3 protein-coding genes are annotated in these 19,796 nt (G+C 66.4%); all 3 read left to right on the plus strand.

All coding sequences use genetic code 11. The features are described 5' to 3' along the window. Nucleotides 1–77: 77 nt before the first annotated feature. Nucleotides 78–16,499 (plus strand): autotransporter-associated beta strand repeat-containing protein, encoded by a 16,422-nt coding sequence (locus tag HW090_RS09635; RefSeq protein WP_256930640.1) that lies wholly within the window; start codon nt 78–80, stop codon nt 16,497–16,499. A gap of 218 nt (nt 16,500–16,717) precedes the next feature. Continuing rightward, nucleotides 16,718–18,211 (plus strand): aldehyde dehydrogenase, encoded by a 1,494-nt coding sequence (locus HW090_RS09640; protein ID WP_179113326.1) that lies wholly within the window; start codon nt 16,718–16,720, stop codon nt 18,209–18,211. 91 nt (nt 18,212–18,302) lie between these two features. Continuing rightward, nucleotides 18,303–19,676: an aspartate aminotransferase family protein gene (locus tag HW090_RS09645; RefSeq protein WP_179113327.1), complete on the plus strand. Its 1,374-nt coding sequence runs from the start codon at nt 18,303–18,305 to the stop codon at nt 19,674–19,676. Nucleotides 19,677–19,796: the final 120 nt, after the last annotated feature.

Genomic DNA, 19,796 nt, shown 5'->3' on the forward strand with positions numbered 1-19,796 from the left:
GAGGCGCAATCGCCACCACCGGCCAACGCTTCGCAAACACGACCTATCGCCGTAGCAGCCCGATCGAAGGAACAACCATGCAAGCCAAACGCCGCACTAAAAATCTTGCCGTTCGTTTTGCTCCGTTGCCACTGGCGATCAGTCTCGCGGCTGCTGGCATGCTTGCCACTTTATGGGGGCAGGAGGCGCTGGCGACCTGTGATCCGTTTGCGAACGGCGGCACCTCCAACTGCAGTGGCGTGATCACTTCCGGTATCACCGCGATAGCCAGCAACCTCACAGTCAATGTGCTGGCGGGCGCGCAGGTCAGCCCGGGCCAGGGGCAGACCACGGCGGTCAACCTGACGGGCAACACCGTAAGCTTCACCAACGCCGGCACGGTCGACCCATCGCTTCTCGGCCGGGTTAGCCTGCCAACCTCCGGCGTCACCATCGGCAACGCCAACAACAGCAGCGTCAATATCTCCAACAGCGGGATTCTCAGGGGGACGGGCGATACGCTCGCCGTGGGCCTGCCTCTGCAGGCACTAACCGGTATGGCGCTGGCCGTGCGCAATGGCGCCACCGGCAGCACCACCATCACCAACACCGGCACCATCGGGTCCACGGCGCTGCTCGGCCTGACCTTGCTTGCGCCGGATACCCCGGTCGTTGCCGTCTATGGCGGCTCCCGGGTCGACTTCACCAACGCCGCGGGTGCGACCATCACCGGGCGGGTCGCCTTCCAGGCCAACACCATTGGCAACATCTTCACCAACGCCGGCACGCTGACCGGCAGCCTGTCCATGGGCACCGGCGGTGGCAACAACACCTTCAACGCCTATACCGGGTCTTCGGTGCAGGCGGGCGGTGGTGTTGGCACTAACTTGCTGGTCACCGGCCTGAGTATCGCCTTCGCCGCTGCCGGCCTGGTGGATGGCGGCTCCGGAGGTGTCAACACGCTGAACCTGCTGGATACCCTCAGCGGTGGCGACGGTACCGTATCGAGTGCCAACTTCGTCAACTTCAGCAACCTGAACGTCAGCGGCGGCAACTGGACCGTCCAGGGGGCCCTTCTGACAGGAGCCACCAGCGTCGCGTTGAACGGCGGCACGGTGACCTTCGACGACAGCGCTGCCTTCGGCAGTGGTGCCATTACTGCCAACGGCGGCATCCTCGCCGGCGGCGCTGCCGGGTTGTCGCTGGCCAACAACATTACCCTCGGCGCCAGTGGCCTGACGGTTGACGCCGACACCACCAGTACGCTCAACCTCACTGGCCTGTTGACCGGCAGCGGCGCGCTGACCAAGACCGGCAGCAGCAACCTGACCCTGAGCAACGCCGCGAATAACTTCACCGGCGGCACCACCCTCGAGGGCGGTACCCTGACCCTGGACAGTGCTGCAGCACTGAGCAGCGGCACCCTCTCGGTGACCGGCGCATCCAGCCTGCAAACCAGTGCTGCGATGACCCTGAGCAATGCCATCAACCTGAGCGCGGCACTGAGCCTGGCCAACACCCATGCGCTGACTCTGTCCGGTAACATCACCGGCGCCGGCGCTCTGCACAAGACCGGCAGCGGCGACGTCACCCTCACTGGCACCAATAACTTCAGCGGCGGCGTCAACCTTTCCGCCGGCAAGCTGATCCTCGGCAGCGTCGGCGCGATCGGCAGCGGTACCCTAAGTGTGTCCGGCGGCGCCGCACTCGACACCGCCAGCGCGCAGATCCTCAACAACAGCGTCAACCTGAGCAGCGGTGCGCTGACCCTGACCGGCAGCAACAACCTGACCCTGGGTGGCGTGATCAGTGGCACCGGCAACCTGGTCAAGGCCGGCAGCAACACCCTGACCTTGAGCGGCGCCAACACCTTCAGCGGGGGCGTCACCCTGCAGGGCGGCACCCTGGCTGTCGGCAGCAATACCGCACTGGGCACGGGCACCCTGACCGCCAACGTCGCCAACGCCACCCTAGACTCCACCGCCGCCGTCGCCCTGAACAACAACATCGCTCTCGGCACCCGCACCCTGACCCTGACCGGCAACAATGCCACGACCCTGAGCGGCGCCATCAGCGGTACCACCGGCGGCCTGGTCAAGCAAGGCGCTGCCGACCTGACCCTGAGCGGTGGCAACACCTTTCTCGGTGGCGTCAGCCTGCAGGCTGGCAAACTGATCCTCGGCAGCGACAACGCCCTCGGTGGCGTCAGCAGCGTATTGACTGCCGCCGCCGGTACCACGCTGGACAGCGTTGGCGTGCGTACCCTCAACAATGCCGTGACCCTCGGCGGCAGCGTTACCGTCGCCGGCAGCAGCGATCTCACGCTCAGCGGGATCGTCAGCGGTGCCGCGGGTGCGCTGACCAAGAATGGCGCCGGCACTCTGACCCTTGGCGGCAACAACACCTTCCAGGGCGGCGTGGCCCTGAACAGCGGCACCTTGCTGGTGGGCAACAATGGCGCCCTGGGTAGCGGAACCCTGACCACCGCCGCCGGTACCACCCTGGGCGCGACGGGTGTGGGCGTCACGCTTACCAACCTGGTCAACCTCAACGGCGCCCTGACCCTCAACGGCCCCAACAACCTGAGCCTGAGCGGCATCGTCAGTGGCACCGGCAACCTGATCAAGAACGGCAGCAGCATCGTCCAGCTGGCCGCTGCCAACACCTTCCAGGGCAACACCATCCTCAACGCCGGTACCCTGTACCTCGGCAACGCCGGCGCCCTGGGGCAGGGCAGCCTGATTGCCAACACCGGCACGATCGACGCGCTCTCCGCCGTCGCCATCGCCAACGCCATTACCCTCAATGGCGCGATGAGGGTTGGCGGGTTGTCCAACATGACGCTGCAAGGCGTCATCGATGGCACCGGCAGCCTGGTCAAGGGCGGCGCGGCCAACCTGACCCTGAGCGGCGTGAACACCTACAGCGGTGGCACCAGCCTCAATGGCGGTACCCTGACCCTGGGCAATGCCGGCGCGATCGGTCCAGGCGACCTGACCGTCGGCGGGGGCGCCACCCTGGCCACCACTTCGGCAATGACCCTGAACAACGCCGTGCACCTGAACGCCGGACTGACCCTGGCCGGCAACAACGCCCTGACTCTGGGCGGAGTGATCGACGGTGCCAGCAGCCTGACCAAGAACGGCACCGGCATCCTGACCCTGAACGGTGCCAACACCTATGCTGGCGGCACCCTCCTCAATGCGGGTGGCCTGGTACTCGGCACCGGTACCGCACTCGGCAGCGGCACCCTGAGCACCGCGGCGGGCACTTCGCTGGACACCAGCACGGCGCTGAGCCTGGCCAACAACCTCAGCCTCGGTAACGGGGGCAACCTCAACCTGCTGGGCAGCAACGACCTGACCCTGAACGGCACTGTCAGTGGTGACGGTGGCCTGACCAAGACCGGCGGGGCCAGCCTGATCCTGAACGGTGCCAACAACTACAGCGGTGCTACCAACCTCAATGGCGGCATCCTCGTGTTGGGCAGCAATACGGCCCTGGGCTCAGGTGCCCTGAACGCGGCAGCCAACACCACCCTGGACACCAATACTGCCGTGTCGATCAGCAACGCCGTCAACCTCGCCGGCAACCTCGGCATCGGTGGCAGTGCCAACCTGGTCCTGGACGGTATCGTCGCAGGCGCAGGCGGCCTGACCAAGAACGGTGCCGCGACCCTGATCCTGACCAAGGCGAACACCTACCAGGGCGGGACTACCCTGAACGCCGGCGGGCTGGTGGTGGGCAACAACCAGGCCCTGGGCACCGGCGCGCTCAACGTGGCCGGTGCCGCGACCCTGGACAGCACTGCCGCGGTCAACCTGGCCAACGCCGTCAACCTCGGCGCCAACCTGACCCTCGGCGGCAGCAATGCCCTGACCCTCAGTGGCACGCTCAACGGTACCGGCGGCCTGATCAAGAACGGCGCCGCCGACCTGATCCTCACCGGCGCCAACAACTACGCCGGCAGCACGCTGCTCAACAGCGGCAAGCTGGTCCTCGGCAATGCTGGCGCACTGGGGCAGGGCGCACTGGTCGCGGCAGACGCCACCACCCTGGACACCCTCAGCGCGCTGACCCTGGCCAATGCGCTCAGCCTGAACGGCGCGCTGACCCTCGCCGGCAGCACCGACCTAGTCCTGCAAGGCGCCATCGACGGCAGCGGCAGCCTGGTCAAGAACGGCAACGGCAACGGCAACCTGACGCTCAGCGGCGCCAATACCTTTACCGGTGGCACGACCCTGAACGCCGGTACCCTGACCCTCGGCAGCAGTAGCGTGCTGGACACCAACGGCAACCTGCTGAGCGGCGCCCTGGGCTTCGGCGACCTGACCGTCGCCAGCGCCGCCAGCCTTGCCAGTATCGGCAACCAGATGCTGGTCAACGCCGTGCACCTGAATGCCGGCCTGACCCTCAACGGCAGCGGCAACCTGACCTTCAACGGCATCATCGACGGCGCCGCCGGCCTGACCAAGGGCGGTACTGGCACCGTGGTGCTCAATGGCGCCAACACGTTCAGCGGTGGCACCACCCTGAACGCCGGCACCCTGATGCTCGGCTCCAACACTGCGCTCGGCAGTGGCGCGGTGACCGTCAATGGCGGCGCGCTGGACGCCAACAAAGTCACCAGCATCGGCAATGCGCTGACCCTCAACGGCAACCTCGGCGTGCTCGGCAGCCGCGACCTGACCCTGGCCGGCGACATCACCGGCACCGGTGGCGTGACCAAGTCCGGTGGCGCGACCCTGGTGCTCAATGGCAACAACAGCTACCAGGGCAACACCAACCTCAACGCCGGCCTGCTCGTCCTCGGCAGCAACACCGCGCTGGGCCAGGGCGTGCTGAACACGGCGGCCAACACGTCGCTGGACGCCAACACGGCGGTGAGCATCGCCAACCAGGTCAATCTGGCTGGCAACACCCTCATCGGCGGCACGGCCAACCTGACCCTCAACGGCCTGGTCACCGGAGCCGGCGGCCTGACCAAGAACGGCAACGCCAGCCTGATCCTCAACGGCGCCAACACCTACACCGGCGGCACCACCCTGGTCGGCGGCACGGTAGTAGTCGGCAACAGCCAGTCCATCGGCAGCGGTGCCCTGAATGTCACCGGCAACGCCAGCCTGGACAGCAGCACCGCAGTCAACCTGGCCAACCAGATCCACCTGAGCAGTGCGCTGAGCGTGGCGGGCAGCAACGACCTGACCCTGAGCGGTGCACTCGGAGGCACCGGCAGCCTGGTCAAGAACGGCCTGGGCAACCTGACCCTCACCGGCGTCAATCTCTACAGCGGTGGCACCACCCTGAACGCAGGCACCCTGATCCTCGGCAATGCGGCAGCCATCGGCAACGGCAAGCTGACCGTGGGCGGCGCGGCCAGCCTGAACAACACCTCGCCGTTCGCCCTGGGCAATGCCATCACCCTGAATGCCAACCTGGCGCTGGCAGGCGGCTCGGACCTGACCCTGAACGGCGTCATCGACGGCACCGCCGGCCTGGTCAAGATCGGTGCGGGCAACCTGACGCTGAACGGCATCAACGTCTACACCGGCGGCACCACCCTCGCGGCTGGCAAGCTGACCCTGGGCAATGCCGGCGCCATCAGCAACGGTGCACTGAACGTGACCGGTGCCGCGACCCTGGACAACAGCGCGGCCTTCGCCCTGGGCAACGCCATCGCCCTGGATGCCGACCTGACCCTGGGCGGCAGCAACAACCTCAATCTCGGCGGCGTGATCAGCGGCACCGGCGGCCTGGTCAAGATCGGTCTGGCCGACCTGACCCTGGCTGGCGCCAACACCTTCAGCGGTGCGCTGAACATCCTTTCCGGCAGCGTCACCACCGTCGGAACCGGCGCACTGGGCAATACCTCCGGCGTCAACGTCGGCACGGGCGCAGCCCTCAACCTCGGGGCCAGTGCCGCCATCGGCGGCCTGAGCGGCGCGGGGGCGGTCAACCTCGGCAGCGGTACCGACCTCACTGTCGGCACCGGCAATGCCAGCAGTCTCTTCAGCGGTGGCCTGGCGGGTACCGGTGTCCTGATCAAGGTCGGCACCGGCAACATCGAGCTGGCCGGGACCAGCAGCCTGACCGGCAACACCCAGGTCAACGCAGGCGTATTGACGGTCAGCGGCTCGCTGGCCAGCGGCCTGGTGACGGTCAACAACGGCGGCACCCTGACCGGCGGCGGTAGCCTGAGCGGCGCGCTCAGCGTGGTCGACGGCGGCCACCTGGTGCTGAACAGCGGCAGCAAGCTCAGCGTTGGCTCGCTGACCCTGAGCAACGCGGCCAACCTGGATGTCGGCCTCGGCTCACCATCCAGTGGCGGCAACGCACTGCTCGACGTCGGTGGCGACCTGACCCTCGACGGCACCCTGAACGTCAGTGATATCGGCGGCTTCGGCGCCGGTATCTATCGTTTGATCGACTACACCGGCGCACTCACCGACAACGGTCTGGTGTTCGGCACCCTGCCGGACGGCGTCACCGTGACCGACCTGCAACTGCAAACCGCCATCGACACCCAGGTCAACCTGCTGATCGGCGGCGCCAATGGCTCCGTACTGTTCTGGGATGGCAGCAGCGTCAATGACGATGGCGCCATCCTGGGTGGCAATGGCACCTGGGATGTACTGGGCAGCAACTGGACCACGGTGAACGGCATCGATAACCGCGACTGGAGCGGCAAGTTCGCGGTGTTCCAGGGCACGGCAGGCACCGTCACGGTCAGCGGCACCCAGGCCATCACCGGGCTGCAATTCGCCACCGACGGCTACGTCATCGACGGCGCCGGCCAACTGCAACTGCTCAACAATGACAACGGCACCACCATCTTCCGCGTCGACCCGAACGTAACCGCAACCGTCAACGTCGGCCTGACCGGCAGCGGGCTGCTGAACAAGGTCGACACTGGCACCCTGGTACTCAATGGCGCCAACAGCTACACCGGCGGCACCCAGCTCAACGGCGGTACGCTGGTGCTGGGTAACGACGCCGCGCTGGGCACTGGCGCGCTGACTGCCGCCAACACCACCACGCTGGACAACAACACCGCCATCACTCTGGCCAACGGCATCACCACCCTCGGCGTGCTCAACCTCGCCGGCAGCAATGCCCTGACCCTGAATGGCACGATCAACGGCGGCAGCCTGGTCAAGAATGGCCCGGACCTGCTGACCCTGAACGGCGCCAACGGCTATGTCGGCGGTACCACCCTGAATGCCGGCAGCCTGCTGCTGGGCAACAACCTCGCCCTCGGTACCGGCGCCCTGCATGTCGCTGGCGCGGGCACCAGCCTGGACACCAGCACCGCGCTGGCCCTGGCCAATGCCTTCGACCTGAGCCAGACCCTGACTTTCGGCGGCAGCAATGACCTGACCCTGAATGGCGTCGTCAGCGGTGCGGGTGGCCTGGTCAAGAATGGTATCGGCAGCCTCACCCTGAATGGCGTCAACACCTACACCGGCGGTACCACCCTGGCCAGCGGCGCGCTGGTGCTGGGCAACGCTTCCGCACTCGGTAGCGGGGCGCTGAATGTCACCGGTGCGTCCAGCCTGGATGCCAGCGGTCCGCTGGCGCTGAACAACACCCTCAACCTCGGCAGCGCGCTGCTGCTGCCGGGTACCAGCGAGCTGACCCTGAATGGCGTGGTCAGTGGCACCGGCGGCCTGACCAAGGCCGGCAATGGCCGCCTGGTCCTCAACGGCAACAACAGCTACCAGGGCGGTACCACCCTCGGCGGTGGCACCCTGGTGGTCGGCAGCAACACGGCCCTGGGCAGCGGAGCGCTCAACGCGAGCGCCGGCGCCACCTTGGATAGCAACACCGCCGTCAGCCTCGGCAACGCCATCAACCTGCTCGGCGTCCTGAACATCGCCGGCAGCAACAACCTGACCCTGAGCGGCGTGGTCTCCGGCACGAGCGGCCTGGTCAAGAACGGCGCCAGCGTCTTGACCCTGACCGGCAACAACGATAACGCCGGTGACACCAGCCTAAATGGCGGTACCCTGGTGGTCGGCAGCAACTCCGCGCTGGGCATGGGTACTCTGAACACTGCCGAGGGCGTGATCCTCGGCACCCTGGGCACCACCTCGCTGGGTAACGCGTTCAACTTGGGCGGCAACCTGAACCTGATCGGCAATTCCGACCTGACCCTGTTCGGCTTGGTCGGCGGCGCGGGTGGCCTGACCAAGAACGGCACCGGCAACCTGACCCTGCTCGGCGTCAACACCTACAGCGGGCCGACCAACCTCAACGGCGGCACCCTGACCGTCGGCGGCGATGCCGCTATCGGCACTGGCACCCTGAATGTCGGCACCGCCTCCGCTCTGGCCGGCACCGGCACCTTCAGCCTGGCCAACGCCATCAACCTCGGTGCGCTGCTGACCCTCAGTGACAACAACGACATCACCCTGAACGGCAGCGTGGCCGGTACCGGCGGACTGCTGAAAGGCGGTGCGGGCACCCTGACCCTGAATGGCGCCAACAGCTACAGCGGTGGCACCACCCTGGCCAATGGCAGCCTGCTGCTAGGCAACAACACGGCGCTGGGCAGTGGCGCGCTGAACATCACCGGGGCGGGGACCTTCCTCGACGCGGCGAACAACACCGGCGTGGCTATTGCCAACGCCATCGCCCTGGGTGCGAACACCTTGACCTTCACCGGCGCCTACGGGCTTGCCGTGAATGGCAACATCACCGGCACCGGCAGCCTGCTCAAGAGCGGCCTGGCCTCGCTGACCCTGGGCGGCAACAACACCTTCAGCGGCGGCGTGCGCCTGAACGCCGGCACCCTGATCCTGGCTTCGGCCACCGGCCTGGGCAGCGGCGACCTGACCGCAGCGGGCGGTATCTTCAACAACACCGTCAGCGCCAGCCTGAACAACGCCGTGCACCTGCTCGGTACCCTGACCCTGAGCGGCGCCCAGAGCCTGGCGCTCAACGGCGTGATCGACGGCACCGGCAACCTGGCCAAGACCGGCACCGGCAACCTGCTCCTGACCGGCAACAACACCTACACCGGCAACACCTTCCTGCTCGGCGGTACCACTACCCTGGGCAGCAATACCGCCTTCGGTACCGGCAACATCACCACCGGCAACGCTGGCATCGACAGCTCCACCGCAGTGACCCTGGCCAACAACTTCAGCGTGCTCGGTAACCTGGTCATCGGCGGCACTTCCGACCTGACCCTGAACGGCGTACTGAACGGCGCAGGCGGCGGCCTGATCAAGAACGGCGCGGGTACCCTGACCCTGAACGGCAGCAACAATTTCGCCGCTGGCGTCACGCTCAATGCCGGCACCCTGTCGGTGGGCAACAACGCTTCGCTGGGCATCGGCAACCTGACCGTGGGCGGTGCGTCCAGCCTGATCGCCAGTAGCCCTTCGGTCACAGTGGCCAATGCCATTGCCCTGAATGCCAACCTGTCGCTGCCGGGGGCCAGCAACCTGGCGCTCACCGGCGTCGTCAGCGGTGCGGGGCAACTGGTCAAGTCCGGTACCGGCACCCTGACCCTCGGCGGCGGCGGCAACACCTTCACCGGTGGCGTGGCGTTGAGTGGCGGCACCCTGGTACTGGGCAACAACAATGCCTTGGGTACCGGAGCGCTGGTCACCAGCGGCACCGCGACCGTGAATCTCAATGCCATGGGGATCATGTCCAACGCGTTCACCGTGAATGGTGACACCACCATCGTGGTCAACAACCAGATGTCGCAGCTGTATGGCCTGTTCAGTGGCAGCGGCAATCTGACCAAGACCGGCATCGAGGAGTGGTACGTCCAAGGCACCAATACCTTCACCGGTAACATCAGCCTCGCCAACGGCATCATCACCACCGGCAGCGCCAACGCGCTGGGCAACCCGACCAACGTCAACCTGGGCAGCGGCACCACGCTGAACATCAACGGTAACAGCAGTCTCGGCGGCGTGACCGGTTCCGGCCTGCTCAACATCAACAATGGCACCGTTGTCTCCGTGGGCGGTAGCAATACCGACAGCGTGTTCAACGGCACGCTCTGGAACGAGGGTACGTTGAACAAGGTCGGCACGGGCGTGCTGACCTACAGCGGCAGCTCGATCTACACCCCCAACCTCGTGGTCAGTGGCGGCACATTGAGGCTCGATGGCACCGCCAACCTGGGCAACGGTGGTGTCAGGACGGTGACGGTCAACAGCGGCGGTACCCTCACCGGTATCGGTTCGACCGACCTCACCACCACCATCCTCAATGGCGGCCACCTCGCCGGCACCAGCGGCACGCAACTGACCCTGGGCAACACGATCCTCAACCAGAACGCCAACATCGACGTCGCCCTCGGCTCGCCGCTGACCGGCAACAATGCGTTGTTCAACGTCAACGGCAGCCTGACCCTCGACGGCGTGCTCAACATCACCGACGCCGGCGCCTTCGGCAACGGCGTCTACCGCCTGTTCGACTACAGCGGCAGCCTGGTCAACAACATCCTCGACTACGGCCTGCTGCCGAGCAACGTGATCTCCAACGAGCTGACCCTGCAGACGGCGGTCTATGGCCAGGTCAACCTGCTCGTCAACTCGCAGAACCTGGTCATCCAGTTCTGGGATGGCACCGATAACGTCGCCGACGGCGCGATCAGCGGCGGTACCGGCGTGTGGAGTGACACCAACACCAACTGGGCGTCCCAGGACGGCAACAACAACGACCGCTGGGACAACCAGTTCGCCGTGTTCATGGGCAGCGCCGGCACTGTCACCGTCGATGGTCAGCAGGCGGTCAACGGCATGCAGTTCATGACCGATGGCTACCAGCTGGTCAGCGGCACCGACGGTTCGCTGGACGTCTCCAACCGCAACGACGGCAACTTCGTCGTGCGTGTGGACCCGAATGTCACCGCGACCCTGGACCTCGACCTGAACGGTTCCGGCACCCTGCAGAAAGTCGACACCGGCACCCTGGTGCTCAACGGCAACAACGGCTACACCGGCGGCACCCTCCTGAGTGGCGGTACCCTGGTGGTCGGCAGCGACAGCGCCCTGGGCAGCGGCACCCTGACCACTTCCACCGGCACCACGCTGGACAGCAACACCGCCGTGACCCTGGCCAACAACATGGCTGTCACCGGTCAGTTGACCCTGCCGGGCAGCAACGACATGACCCTCGACGGCAACATCAGCGGTACCGGCAGCCTGCTCAAGGGCGGCGCGGGCCGCCTGACCCTGGGCGGCAACAACAGCTTCACCGGCCCACTGGCGCTGAACGCCGGCTCCCTGGTTCTGGCTTCTACCGGCGCCCTGGGCAGCGCCACGCTGAACGCTGCCAATGGCACCAGCCTGGACACTACCGATACGCGGAGCCTGAGCAATACCGTCAACGTGGCCGGCAACCTGACCGTCCTCGGCAGCAACGACCTGACCCTCACTGGCCTGGTCAATGGCGCCGGTCGCCTGGTCAAGCAAGGCGTCAGCCGTCTGGCCCTGAATGGCGTCAACGGCTTCACCGGCGGCGTCGACCTGCAGGCCGGTACCCTCAGCCTGGGCAACGCCTCGGCGCTGGGCAGCGGTGCACTGACCGTCAGCGGCACCTCGATGCTGGACACCAGCAGCGTGTTCGCCCTGGGCAACGCGATTCAGATGAACGCAGGCCTGACCGTGGCCGGCAGCAACGACCTGACCCTCAACGGCGTGATCAGCGGTGGTGCGCGCCTGACCAAGAACGGTCTTGCCCGTCTGACCCTGAACGGCGCCAACACCTATAACGGCGGCACCACCATCAACAGCGGCGACCTGACCCTGGGCAACGCGCTGGCGCTGGGTACCGGCGGCGTCAGCATCACCGGCGCCACCACGCTGGACACCAGCTCGGCGCTGACCCTGGCCAACGACGTCGATGTCAGTGGCACGCTGTCCGTAGCAGGCAGCAACGACCTGACCCTGAACGGCGTGCTCAGCGGTAATGGCACACTGAACAAGAGCGGCACGGCCGACCTGACCCTTGGCGGTGTCAACTCCTTCGCCGGTATCCTCAACATCCTCTCCGGTACCCTTCGTACCAGCAACACCGGCACCCTCGGCAACCCGTCGCAGCTCAACCTGAGCACCGGCGCCACCCTCGACCTGGGTGGCAGCCTCACCCTCGGCCAACTGATCGGCGGTGGTGACGTGAACATCAAGTCCGGCGACACCCTGAGCGTCAATGGCGGCACCTTCGCCGGTACCCTCAGCGGCACCGGGACGGTGGACAAGATCGGCACGGGCACCCTGACTCTCACGGGCACCAACACCCACACCGGCGACGCCCTCGTCAGCGGCGGCAACCTGGTGGTCAATGGCAGCCTGGCCAGCAGCACCGTGACCGTCGCCAACGGTACCAACCTGGCCGGTACCGGTAGCCTGAGCGGCACCGTGACTGTCGCCGATGGCGGCAACCTGACCGTGAGGAGCGGCGACACCCTGAGCGTGGGCTCGCTGGTGCTGAACGACACCTCGAACCTGAATGCTTCCCTGGGCGCGCCCCTGGCGGGCGAGCCGACCCTGATCGATATCGCGAACAACGTGACCCTCGACGGCCAGCTCAACGTAACCAACATTGGCGGTTTCAGCGCCGGTGTCTATCGCCTGATGAACTACGCCGGCACCCTGACCGACAACGGCCTCGTGGTGAACACTCTGCCGGGCACTGTGCAGATCGGCGATGTCACCGTGCAGACTGCGGTCGCCAACCAGGTCAACCTGGTGGTGGGTGGCCCGAACAACGTCCTGTTCTGGGACGGCAGCCAGATTGTCAGCAACGGCAGCATCGAAGGCGGCTATGGCATCTGGGATGCCACCAACACCAACTGGACCAGCGCCGACGGCAGCCTCAACCAGGACTGGAACAGCACCTTCGCGGTGTTCCAGGGCACTGGCGGCACCATCACCGTCAACGGCTCGCAGAACATCACCGGCCTGCAGTTCGCCGCCGATGGCTACACCCTCAACGGCGGCGTGGGCGGCCAGTTGCTGACCACGGGCACCGCCAACATCCGTGTCGACAGCGGCAATACCGCCACCGTCGGCGTGGCGATCAATGGCGCGGGTGCCCTGACCAAGACCGATGGCGGCACCCTGGTGCTCACCGGCGCCAACGGCTACACCGGCGGTACCGCGCTGAACGGCGGCACCCTGGTGGTCAGCAACAACGCGGCCCTGAGCAGCGGCAACCTGACCGCTGCCACCGGCACTACCCTGGACAGCAGCACCTCGGTGACGCTGGCCAACAACGTCGTGCTCAACGGCGCGATGGCGGTGGGCGGCAGCAATGCCCTGACCCTCAACGGCACGATCAGTGGCGCAGGCGGCCTGACCAAGAATGGCGCAGCCAACCTGACCCTCAACGGTGTTAACGCCTACGCTGGCGGTACTACGCTGACCGCAGGCACCCTGACCCTGGGCAACAACAACGCGCTTAGCACTGGCGCCCTGAGTGTCACCGGCAACGGCACGCTGGACAGCAGCGGCACGCTGCTGCTGGGCAACGCCATCAACCTGGGAACGAATGCGCAACTGACCCTGGCCGGCGTCCAGGACACCACCCTGAACGGCGCCATCACCGGCAACGGCAGCCTGGTCAAGAACGGCACCGGCTCGTTGCTCCTCACCGGCACCAACACCTACATCGGCGGTACCACCCTCAACGCCGGCAGCGTGAGCGGCAACACCACCAGCCTGCAGGGCGCCATCGTCAACAACGCCACCCTGGTCTTTGACCAGAGCGCCAACGGTAGCTACACCGGCACCCTCTCGGGCTCCGGCACGCTGATCAAGAATGGCAGCGGCCAACTGTTACTGACGGGTAACAGCGGCTTCACCGGCAGCACCCTGGTCAACACTGGCAGCCTGATCAACAACGGCACACTGGCCAGCACCAGCGTGCAGGTCGCCAACGGCGCCAGCCTCGGCGGTGGCGGCACCTTCTCGGGCACAGTGAATATCGCCGATGGCGCCACGCTGGTGGCGGGCAGCGCCACTGCGCCGCTGTCGGTGGGTAACCTCAACCTGTCCTCCGGCAGCAACCTCGACTTCAACCTGGGCAATCCGGACGCACCGATCGCCATCGTCAAGATCGCCGGCAACCTGCTGCTGGATGGCACACTGAACATCAGCGATGCCGGCGGCTTCGCCAGCGGCGTCTACCAGTTGTTCACCTACGGCGGCAGCCTGACCGACAACGGCCTGAACCTCGGCCTCCTGCCGACAGGTATCGACGTCACGCAACTGGAACTGCAGACCAGCATCGCCAACCAGATCAACCTGGTCGTCGGCTCCGGCATCCAGTTCTGGAACGGCACCCAGGTCAACCCCGATGGCAGCATCGGCGGCGGCGATGGCGTCTGGGGACCGACCACCAACTGGACCAACTCCAGCGGCAGTGTCTCCAGCAACTGGGGTGACCAGTTCGCGGTATTCAGTGGCCAGCAGGGAACCGTCACCCTCGATGGTGTGCGCGCGTTCTCGGGTATCCAGTTCCTCACCAGCGGCTACCGGATCGTCGGCGACGAAAACAACAGTCTGGAAGCGGTCAACGCCAGCGATGGCAGCCTCGCGGCCCTGCGCATAGAGAACGGTGTTTCCGCCTATATCGACGCCCCGCTGGTCGGCACGGGCGGTATCGAGAAACTCGACACCGGCACACTGGTGCTGAACGGCGCCAACACCTATACCGGCGGCACCACGGTCAGCGCCGGCACACTGCTGGGCAACACCGACAGCCTGCAAGGCTCGATCCTCAACAATGCCGACCTGGTGTTCCTGCAAACCGTCGACGGCACCTTCGACGGCACCCTCAGCGGGGCCGGCGATGCCTTCAAACGCGGCGCTGGCACCCTGCTGCTGACCGGCAGCCACGGTTTCAGCGGTGACTTCACCGTCGAGCAAGGCGTACTGCAGGTGGGCCAGACCCTGGCCACCGCCTCGGTTGCCACATTCGCCCGCACCATGGCCCTGGCTGCCAGCGTCAGCGACTCCCTCGACGCGAACGTCATCGTCGCCAGTGGCGCCGGCCTGACCGGCACCGGCAGCGTCGCCAGCCTGACCAACCACGGCACGGTACAACCCGGCGCCAACGGCAACCTGACCGTCACCGGCAACTTCACCAACGCCAGCGACGGCACCCTGAGCATCGCCCTGACGCCGCTGCCGACCAGCCATCTGGACGTCGGCGGCAGCGCCAGCCTGGCCGGGAAACTCAATGTGTTCGCCATCGCGCCCTACAGCGGCGACACCACCTACACCCTGCTCACCGCGGCGGGAGGCATCAGCGGCACCTTCGACGAAGATAACGTCGACAGCCTTGGCAACAGTGGCCTGGCATTCATCGACACCGTACTGGACTACGGCACCAACGACCTGACCCTGTCGGTCAGCCGTAACGCCGTCGCCTTCGCCGATGTCGCCGAAACCGCCAACCAGCGCCGCACCGCCGCCGCCCTGGAGTCGTCCGGCGCACCGACCAGCCTGCGCAGCGAGATCACCAGCCTCGACCGTGCGTCCGCCGTGGCCGCATTCGACAGCCTCTCCGGCGAGATCCATGCCAGCACCACCAGCGTCCTGCTGGAAGACTCCCGCCACCTGCGCAACAGCCTGACCGACCGCATGCGCCAGGCCGACTGTGGCGACGACCCGCGCAGTGTGCTGGCGCCGAGCGGCAACCAGCAGCAGAGCAGTTCCGGCTGCCAGGGCCAGGGTGTGGGCTGGATGAGCGTACAAGGCGCCTGGGCCGATCATGACGGCAGCCATGGCGCGGCCAGCGTGGACCGCGACCTCAGCGGCTTCATGCTGGGCTACGACAACGCCCTCAACGACCAATGGCGCGCCGGTATCGCCGCGGGCTACAGCAACACCGACCTGAAAACCCAGCGGCATGGCGATGCCTCGGTCGACAGCTACCACCTGGCCAGCTACCTGAACTACCAGCAGGACGCCTTCTCGGCCCGCCTGGGTGCCGGTTATAGCTGGCATGACATCGAGACCAAGCGCCAGGTCAGCGCCGGCGGCTACAACGCCGAGCAGAAGGCCAAGTACAAGGCCGGTACGGCGCAGGTGTTCGGTGAGGTGGCCTATGCCGTCGAAGCCGCAGGCGTGGCACTGGAACCGTTCGCCGGCGTAGCCCACGTTCGCCACGACAGCGACAAGGGCCGCGAGAAAGGTGGCGACGGACGCCTGGAAACCAGCAGCAAGCAGAACACCACCTTCACCACCGTGGGCCTGCGCGCCGGCAAGGCGTTCACCCTGGACAACGGCACCACCCTCACCCCGCGCGGCAGCCTCGGCTGGCGTCATGCACTCGGCGACACCCGCCCGGATGCGGACCTGCGCTTCATCGAGGGCGGTGCGGTGTTCAGCAGCCAGGGCGTGGCAATCGCCCGCAATGCGGCGGTGGTCGAGGCCGGGCTGGATGTCGGCATCGGCGAGCACGGCAAGCTGGGGCTCGGCTACAACGGACAACTGTCCAGCGACAGCCGCTACCATGGCATCAGCGTGAGCTTCAGCCTGGGCTTCTGATGCCCGCTGTGCGCCCACCGGCTCGGTGGGCGCACTTCCCCACGCCACGCCACGGCGCGTGAGCATCTTTTTCGTATGTCCCGGCGACATTTTTAATATTTTTCCTATTCCCCGGCTTACGCCACCATCGCTTCGAGCCACATCTCCCGATATCAGCCGTAAGGCAGGTGTTGCGAGGCAGGCTTCCTACGATCAGCGAACGGTAGAAGGGGACAGGGGTGTACGAACTCAACGATTGGCGGCAACGCGCGGCGCAACAGCGCCTTATCGACCGGGCGATCATCGACGGGGAACACCGTGCGGCCATCCGTGGCGCCACCTTCGCCGTGACTAACCCGGCCACCGGGCAGGTGCTGGCCCAGGTCGCCGCCTGCGACGAGGCCGATGTCGACCAGGCCGTGCAATCGGCCCGGCGCGCCTTCGAGGCGGGTACCTGGGCACAGCGCACACCCCGCGAGCGCCAGCAGGTGCTGCTGCGCCTGGCCGAGCTGCTGCTCGCCCACCGCGACGAACTGGCCCTGCTCGACTCCCTAAGCATGGGCAAGCCGGTGATGGATGCCTGGAACATCGACGTACCGGGCGCCGCCGGCGTGCTGCGCTGGTACGCCGAGAGCATCGACAAGCTCTACGACCAGGTCGCCCCCAGCGCACCGAACGTGCTGGCGACCATCACCCGCGAGCCGCTCGGCGTGGTCGCGGCGGTGGTGCCGTGGAACTACCCGTTGGACATGGCCATCTGGAAAATCGCCCCGGCCCTGGCGGTGGGCAACTCGGTACTGCTCAAGCCCGCCGAGCAGTCGCCCTTCTCCGCCCTGCGCCTGGCCGAACTGGCGCTGGAAGCCGGCCTGCCCGCCGGCGTGCTGAATGTGCTGCCAGGCCTCGGCGAACAGGCCGGCAAGGCACTGGGCCTGCACCCGGACGTGGATGGCCTGGCGTTCACCGGCTCCACCGAGGTGGGCAAGTACTTCATGGCCTATTCCGCGCAATCCAACCTCAAGCAGGTCTGGCTGGAGTGCGGCGGCAAGAGCGCCAACCTGGTGTTCGCCGATTGCCAGGACCTCGACCTGGCGGTAGAAAAGGCCGCCTTCGGCATTTTCTTCAACCAGGGCGAAACCTGCTCGGCCAACTCACGGCTGCTGCTGGAGCGCTCGATCCACGATGAGTTCGTCCAGCGCCTGGTGGCCAAGGCCCGCGACTGGCTGCCGGGCGACCCACTCGACCCGACCAGCCACGCCGGCGCTATCGTCGAGGCGCGACAGACCGAACGCATCATGGCCTTTATCCGCGAGGCCGAAGCCCAGGGCGCCCGTTGTGCCTGCGGTGGCCGGCAACTGAGCGTCAACGGCTCGGACAATTTCATCGAACCGACCATCTTCACCGGCGTCACCCCGGACATGCGCCTGGCCAACGAGGAAGTGTTCGGCCCGGTGCTGGCCGTCAGTGTCTTCGACAGCGAGGAAGAAGCGCTGCGCCTGGCCAACGCCAGCCCCTACGGCCTGGCCGCCTCGGTCTGGAGCGACGACCTCAACCGTGCCCACCGAGTCGCACGCAGCCTCAACGTCGGCACCGTGTCGGTGAACACCGTGGACGCCCTCGACCCCTGCGTGCCGTTCGGCGGCACCAAGCAGTCGGGCTTTGGCCGCGACCTGTCGCTGCACGCCTTCGACAAATACAGCCAACTGAAAACCACCTGGTTCCAGTTGCGTCCATAGGGTGCGCCACGCGCACCGGATAGCTCCCCAAACAGACCGAGAACGGTGCGCACAGCGCACCCTACCGCCCAGCTTCAGCGGAGACGTTGCAATGACTGCCTTGCCCCACACCACTTCGCAATACCAGGCGCTGGATGCGGCGCACCACATCCACGCCTTCCTCGACCAGAAGGCGCTCAACGAGAAAGGCGCACTGGTGATCGCCAAGGGCCAGGGCCTGAACCTCTGGGACAGCGACGGCAAGCGCTACCTGGACGGTATGTCCGGTCTCTGGTGCACCGCGCTGGGCTATGGCCGCGCCGACCTGAATGCCGCCGCCAGCCGGCAACTGGAAGAGCTGCCCTACTACAACCTGTTCTTCCACACCACGCACCCGCGGGTGATCGAACTGTCCGAACTGCTGTTCAGCCTGCTGCCCGACCACTACAGCCACGCCATCTATACCAACTCCGGCTCCGAGGCCAACGAGGCGCTGATCCGCACCGTGCGCCGCTACTGGCAGGTGCTCGGCAAGCCGCAGAAGAAGATCATGATCGGCCGCTGGAACGGCTACCACGGCTCCACCCTGGGCAGCACCGCGCTGGGCGGCATGGGCTTCATGCATGAAATGGGCGGCATGCTGCCGGACTTCGCCCATATCGGCGAACCCTACTATTTTGCCGAAGGTGGCGACCTGTCCGAGGAGGCCTTCGGCCTCAAGGCCGCCCGTGAACTGGAAACGAAGATCCTCGAACTGGGCGCCGAGAACGTCGCCGCCTTCGTCGCCGAGCCGTTCCAGGGTGCAGGTGGCATGATCTTCCCGCCGGCCAGCTACTGGGCCGAGGTGCAGCGCATCTGCCGCCAGTACGACGTGCTGCTGTGCGCCGACGAGGTGATCGGCGGCTTCGGCCGTACCGGGGAGTGGTTCGCCCACCAGCATTTCGGCTTCCAGCCGGACACCCTGACCATCGCCAAGGGGCTGACCAGCGGCTATATCCCCATGGGCGGACTGGTGCTGTCCAGGCGCATGGCCGAGGCACTGGTGGAGAAAGGCGGTGTGTTCGCCCATGGCCTGACCTACTCCGGCCACCCGGTGGCCGCCGCCGTGGCCATCGCCAACCTCAAGGCGCTGCGCGACGAGCGCATTATCGAGCGTGTCCGGCAGGACAGCGGTCCCTACCTGCAGAAGGCGCTGCGCGAGGTCTTCACCGATCACCCGCTGGTCGGCGATATCCAGGGCGTCGGCCTGGTCGCCGCGCTGCAATTCGCCGAGGACAAGGCTACCCGCAAGCGCTTCGCCAACGAGGACGAGATCGCCTGGCGCTGCCGCTGCATCGGCTTCGACAACGGCCTGATCATCCGCTCCACCCAGGGCCGCATGATCATGGCCCCGGCACTGGTCGCCAGCCATGCCGAACTGGATGAACTGGTGGACAAGACCCGCCTGGCGGTGGACCAGACGGCCAGAGAGCTGGGGCGACTGTAAACGTCGGCCTCTGCAAACCGCATGGCCCGCAACGCATCTTCCTCCCGATTTCCCCTCTCCCCTCAGGGGAGAGGGCCGGGGAGAGGGCCGCAACGACGCGGTATAACCCACCATCAGGCG

It is taken from the genome of Pseudomonas sp. ABC1, assembly GCF_013395055.1.
GTDB lineage: Bacteria > Pseudomonadota > Gammaproteobacteria > Pseudomonadales > Pseudomonadaceae > Stutzerimonas.